Annotated in this window: 1 protein-coding gene; it reads right to left on the bottom strand. The window is 45.5% G+C overall.

What is annotated here, in order from left to right; all coding sequences use genetic code 11:
• Positions 1-120 precede the first annotated feature (120 nt).
• Positions 121-2,364 carry an acetyl-CoA hydrolase/transferase C-terminal domain-containing protein gene (locus MHN01_RS23440; protein WP_239413764.1) on the bottom strand — a complete coding sequence of 748 codons (2,244 nt, stop codon included), beginning with the start codon at positions 2,362-2,364 and terminating at the stop codon, positions 121-123.
• Between the last annotated feature and the right edge of the window lie 420 nt (positions 2,365-2,784).

Here is a 2,784-nt window from a genome sequence, read left to right on the forward strand (position 1 = left end):
CAAACTCGCTTAACCGGACATTTGGGGCAACCCCAAATAGCGGCGTAGGGACACAGTGCTATTTCCTTATTTTTTTTTGCCATGTTTACCTCTATCAGCTTGCTCACATTGACGGGCCGTTTACCGACCTCTGAGTTCCGCGATAAGCAACCGCTGAGTCAGCTTATCTTGGATACTGGTTGGGTTTTCCAAACCAATTCGTTTCAACAATGGCTGTATGGTCTTATCTGGCTTCGGTGTTGTGATCGCGTTCAGTATGCACTTGATTTTGCCTTTCGGTGTCGCCGTTTTAGCTTTCAGGGCTTTTAACGCTTTACCCAGCTGAAGCTCCTCGGCCGTAAAGCTACAGCCAAACGGGAATGGGCCAAATATATTTTGCTGGGTAAACTTCTGGTAAATGCCTTGAATGGCCTCAGGTGTGTTGTTGCCAAACTCTACCGGGATTGTATAGTCTTTGGCGACTTTTCCAGCTGCTTTTGCCTGGTCTAGCAATTGTTGCTGGAAACGAGAGTCGGCGATTTTGATCAGCTCCGTGTATACAACGTGATCCGGCTTACCGCGTAAGTCTGCAATACCATATTCAGTAATGACTATATCCCTCAACTGACGTGGAATGGTGGTATGGCCATAGTTAAACATGATATTCGACTTCAACTTGCCATTTCGAACGCTACAGCTCCGAAGCTTCATTATAGAACGTGAATCAGGTAGCTGGTGGGATTGGGCAACAAAGTTGTACTGACCACCGACACCACTGACAACCTGACCGTTTTCCAGCGCATCGGAGATTGCGGAACCGTTCAGGGTAACCATCATCGCGGAGTTAATGAAACGTGCATGTTTGCGTTGTGCCTGTTTCAGTTGCTGGCTGCCAATGAAGTGGTCATAGAGGTCATTGACATAGTTGACGCTGGTCATGCAGAACTTCTTATGGTCTTCATCACTGAGGTTATTGAGTGCTTCATAGAAGTCTTTCGGTCCGATAAAGAACGCACCGTGCATAACGGCTCCGCCGCTGAGTTTGTCCCCTAAGCAGAACTTGGTGATCCACTGCAAAGCTTCGGCGTCACCTAAGTTGGCCTTCATGGTTTGGTGCTGGGCCTGAAGCTGACCGTTGAAGAACTCGACAGATTCGTGGAAGACACCGATTCGTTTCAGGTAGCTCACATCTTTTGACGTTAACTGCTGATGAATCGCACCATGCTCAAGCAAAGTCAGCAGGGTAGAGACACTAACGTCTGTCGTGATTTTTTTCTTGTTTAGTAAAGTCTGAACGGTGAGATCTTCAAACACTTCCCGCTTAAGGATCCCTGCCTTATAGAGGTTCATGAAACCATCGACCATCAACTCACTACAGCCATAGAGACCTTCTTCGAAAATACCGCGATCACCGACGCTGCGGGTGACCGGGAACTTCTCGGCAACGTGCAGCTCGTCCACGATTTGGTTGTAGACAGCGTTGTTCTGGTGGCGAAGCAAGGTACTGTAAATCAGTGCACTACTGAGTGAACCGATCCCAACTTGCAGTGTTCCGCCATCTTTAACCAGTGTACTGGCGTAGAAGCCAATCATATGGTCTTCCGGGGAGATACTGGCATGGGGCGCAGCGAACAGGGCGTAGTCCTTGTTGTCTGGCTTCAGGTTTTGGTCGAGGACAAAATCAAAGACATTATCAGCCACTTCAGCATGGTTTTGCATGAAAGGCATATTGGAATTGACTTCAGCTACCATTGCAACAGGTTTACCGCTTTCCTGCATCTCTTTGATAACCGGCGCAAAGTCTAGAGCCAGATCTGAGTTACTACATAGGCTGTAGGTGGTAACGCCATCTATCGTGCGTTTGGCGACCAGCTGACCAACGACATTGACTCCTTTATCCAGCAAGTCACGGACGGCGTGGGTATAGTTGGTACTGGTATAGTTTTGCTGTTGCGGGCTGTTGAGGAAGCTACCTGCTTTGAAGAAAAATTCACTGATGGTGATGTTGGATGGAACCTCACCTTTTCTTAGATCCATGATGTAGTCGATGTCAGGGACACCAGCGAACTCGCGCTCGACAAACGGTTCCAGAAAGTTTTTCTCCAGTTTACTTTTACCAACAGGCTTTTCCAGCGTGATCCCGGTTTCGATACGTAGCGTAATACTTGGATCTGCCTTGGCTCGTTGGTAAAGCGCATTGACAAAGGAGATAGGTTTACCTATTGCCAACGGAGCACCAAGGACAATCTCCTTACCGACGACCTCAATTATGTGATCGACGAGCTTTTCTGCATCAGCAAATTCCGGTGCAGCAGGTTTGGCCTGTGGCGCCGCATTGGTGGCAAGAGGGGTAACGTGGGTATCAACTAACTCTAATACTGACATTTTGCATTCCTTGTTCGATATTCTTATTGGAGACAGGCATTTTCTTATTATTATCGAATTGTATTCTTCGTGTTAAAACTAGAGTCGTCACTCTAGTTTTATAATTTGATGATAGTTCTATCTCAATAAATTGAACTTAGTCACAGTGAGCGTATTTAGACTAAAAAAAACACAATTTGGTGGAGGATTCTAATTTTTGAAGTGGGCTGTTTTTGTTTTTATAAATCAATGAAATATAAGTATTAATTTTTGGTTTGCAGTGATCTGTGATCTTGCTATCAGTTCATCCTCCAGATTAGAAAGAATGATCTAATTCTGATTGTTACGCTTTGGTTTGGTTATAAATTCGCTTGAAATACCCAACGAGATATTAATAGGGAAAGAGTTATGATTAATCCGATGAATATGATGGGGAATATT

Origin of the sequence: Photobacterium sp. OFAV2-7 (assembly GCF_022347985.1) — a bacterium.
Taxonomy (GTDB): Bacteria; Pseudomonadota; Gammaproteobacteria; order Enterobacterales; family Vibrionaceae; genus Photobacterium.

Excerpts from the sequence above, each read along its gene's own strand:
- MHN01_RS23440 (WP_239413764.1), bottom strand. The coding sequence starts at position 2,364 with ATGTCAGTATTAGAGTTAGTTGATACCCACGTTACCCCTCTTGCCACC.